This is a genomic window from Ilumatobacter sp. (assembly GCF_041688325.1).
GTDB lineage: Bacteria > Actinomycetota > Acidimicrobiia > Acidimicrobiales > Ilumatobacteraceae > Ilumatobacter_A.
Genome location: NZ_JBDNIJ010000097.1, coordinates 1 through 2493 on the forward strand (window position 1 = coordinate 1; position 2493 = coordinate 2493).

Consider the following 2493-nt stretch of genomic DNA (forward strand, 5'->3'; position numbering starts at 1 on the left):
ACGAGTCAGCCGGATCTGCTCGTTCTGGACGAACCCTTCGATGGGCTCGATCACGATTCGCTGGCCTGGCTCCAGGATCATCTGCGTGTCCTGGCAACCGCAGTGCCCATGGTCATCGTGCTGAACCGGTTCGATGAGATTCCGGAGTTCATCACCCACGTGGCGTATGTCGAGGACGGACACCTGTCCCATCGGGTGGAGCGGAGCGACGAGCCTTCGATGGCCGACCTATATCAGCTCCTGCATTTGAAGACGAGCGATCTCGAAGTGCCGAAGGCCGATCCTGCTGATCGGCTGCCTGCCCTCAACCCCAGCGACCCTCTGGTCCGGATCACCGATGCCGCCATCCGCTACGGAGAGAACACGATCTTCGAAAACCTCGACTGGACGATCGAAACAAATCAGCATTGGCAGTTGAGCGGGCCGAACGGCAGCGGCAAAACCGGTCTCTTGTCATTGATCACTGGCGATCATCCGCAGTGCTATGTCAACGACATCTTCGTATTCGGGTTTCAGCGCGGCACGGGCGAAAGCATCTGGCAGATCAAGCAATACATCGGATACGTCTCGACCGCGCTTCAGTGGGAGTACCGGGTCGGCACCGGGCTGAGAAACGTCATCATCTCCGGCTTCTTCGACAGCATTGGTCTGTACAGCAAGAGCACCGACATGCAGAAGGCAATTGCCGATGAATGGCTCGCGCTGCTGGGGATGTCGGAGCGCGCAGATGAGCCATTCAACGGCTTGTCGTTTGGCGATCGGCGCCTCGTACTCATCGCCCGTGCGATGGTGAAGCACCCGCCGTTGCTGATTCTCGATGAACCGTGCCTTGGCCTCGACGACATGAACCGTCAATTGGTCCTCGCGCTGATCGAACGCATCTGCGCATCCAACGAGACCGCGGTGTTGTACGTCAACCACCGGTCACAAGACGCCATCCGCGGCATCGACAATCACCTCACGTTGAGTAGCGAGGCTGAAAGCTAGCCCTTCGCCGATGCCGTTGGTGGCACCCGTGCGGGCGTCATCGAGACCACCTTCACCGAAGAGACCGAAACCGACCTGTTCGGTGAGCAGGCCGTGCTCTGTGGTGGCGTCACCGCACTCGTTCGCGCTGGCTTCGGATGCCGACACGAGGGCCGGTCTCCATGTGGGGCTGGCCCTCGTCGCGCCGCCACCCGAGCGATGAAGTAGCGGACCGCCTGAGCCGGCTGAAAACTCACTGCTTTGATGTGCGCTTGATTGTGGATGGCTGGGTCGTCGGTGCCCGCTTGGGAACTGTGGCGGGGATGGCGAAGGCGCTGAGGGCGAGGATGCCGATAATCCAGTGCAGCCCGGCGGTCGGATCGTCACCCTTGGCGAGGAGGCCGACGATGAGGAATGCTGCAGCCGAAATGAGGCCGACACCGAGGCTGCGGAAGCTGGTCGCGGTCGCTCGGGTCGTCGATGGCGCGGCCGCTTGGAATCTGGCGTCGGCGATGACCCAGGCGGCCTGCACTGGTGCGTAACCGATGCCGATGGCCATCAGTGCCCACGGTGATTCGATGGCAATTGCAACGGCCATGATCGCAGTCCCGCCGAGCACGAGCGATGCGAGTGTCGGGCTGGAGATGTCTGGCCGACGTGCGGCGAGTTCGCCGCCCGCGATGAGGCCGAGCCAGACGACGAACACGATCAGTGGAACGGTGGCATCAGACGCTCCGTTGAAGCGCGCCACAAGGGGGATGTATTCGTCGACCACCATGAGTCCGCCGATGGCCGACCCAATCAGCAAGAGGCGGAGCAGCACCGGGTTGTGGCGCGCTGCAGACGAGCCCGCTCGCAGGGCTCCCCACCATCCGCTGGGAACGCCCTCCTTATCACCTGTCGTCACCCATCGAACATCGGGGAGGCGGAGCACGAGAGCGATCGACACGCCGTGTACTGCGACGTTGACCCAGCCGACGGCTTCGATCGATGCGCCCAACCCGATGATCGCAGCGGCGAAGAAGGTGCTGCCGGCAAAGCCGAGGTTGTTGGACTGATCGATGCGGGCCATCACGACGCCGTAGCGGGGAGCTTCATCAATGGCGTCGAGTTCGTCGTGGATCAGCGCTTCCCATGTACCGCTGACCAGCGCAGCGTGCATCGACCAGAGCACGGCGCCGACGATCAGCCCGGGGAGCGACGGCGAGATGAGCCAGATGGCGATACCCGTTGCACGGAGGGCACATGCTGCGCCCAGCAGTAGCCGTCGGTCGACGATGTCGGCCAGTGCTCCACTGGGCAGCTCCAGGACAAGCCCCAGTACCGCCCAGAGGATGAAGACGAGCGACAGGTCGGCGATCGAAATGCCGTTGTTGTTGAACCACAGGGTGAACAACGCGTAGATCGGCGCGAACTTGTCGACGAACGACAAGAGGTACAGCCTTCGCTTGAGCCCATCGAGCGCCACATCACAAACTTACGGCGCATGTTTGCGATTTCGTTCCGACTCTCGCAGCCGCAGCCGCA

The 2493-nt window shown here is 62.3% G+C and carries 2 protein-coding genes and 1 pseudogene; 2 read left to right on the top strand and 1 reads right to left on the bottom strand.

From position 1 onward, the window contains the following. Together ACH2EI_RS06235 and ACH2EI_RS06240 are read left to right on the top strand one after the other, a co-directional pair. A partial coding sequence (locus tag ACH2EI_RS06235; RefSeq protein ID WP_395159477.1) for an ATP-binding cassette domain-containing protein occupies positions 1-987 on the top strand: 987 nt, incomplete at its 5' end. Between the two features lie 3 nt (positions 988-990). Further along, a pseudogene (locus tag ACH2EI_RS06240) lies at positions 991-1122 on the top strand (ketol-acid reductoisomerase); the annotation flags it as partial. A 97-nt stretch (positions 1123-1219) separates the two neighbouring features. Here the strand turns inward: ACH2EI_RS06240 and ACH2EI_RS06245 are convergent. Continuing rightward, positions 1220-2434, bottom strand: coding sequence for an MFS transporter (locus ACH2EI_RS06245; protein ID WP_395152674.1), 1215 nt, complete (start codon positions 2432-2434; stop codon positions 1220-1222). Between the last annotated feature and the right edge of the window lie 59 nt (positions 2435-2493).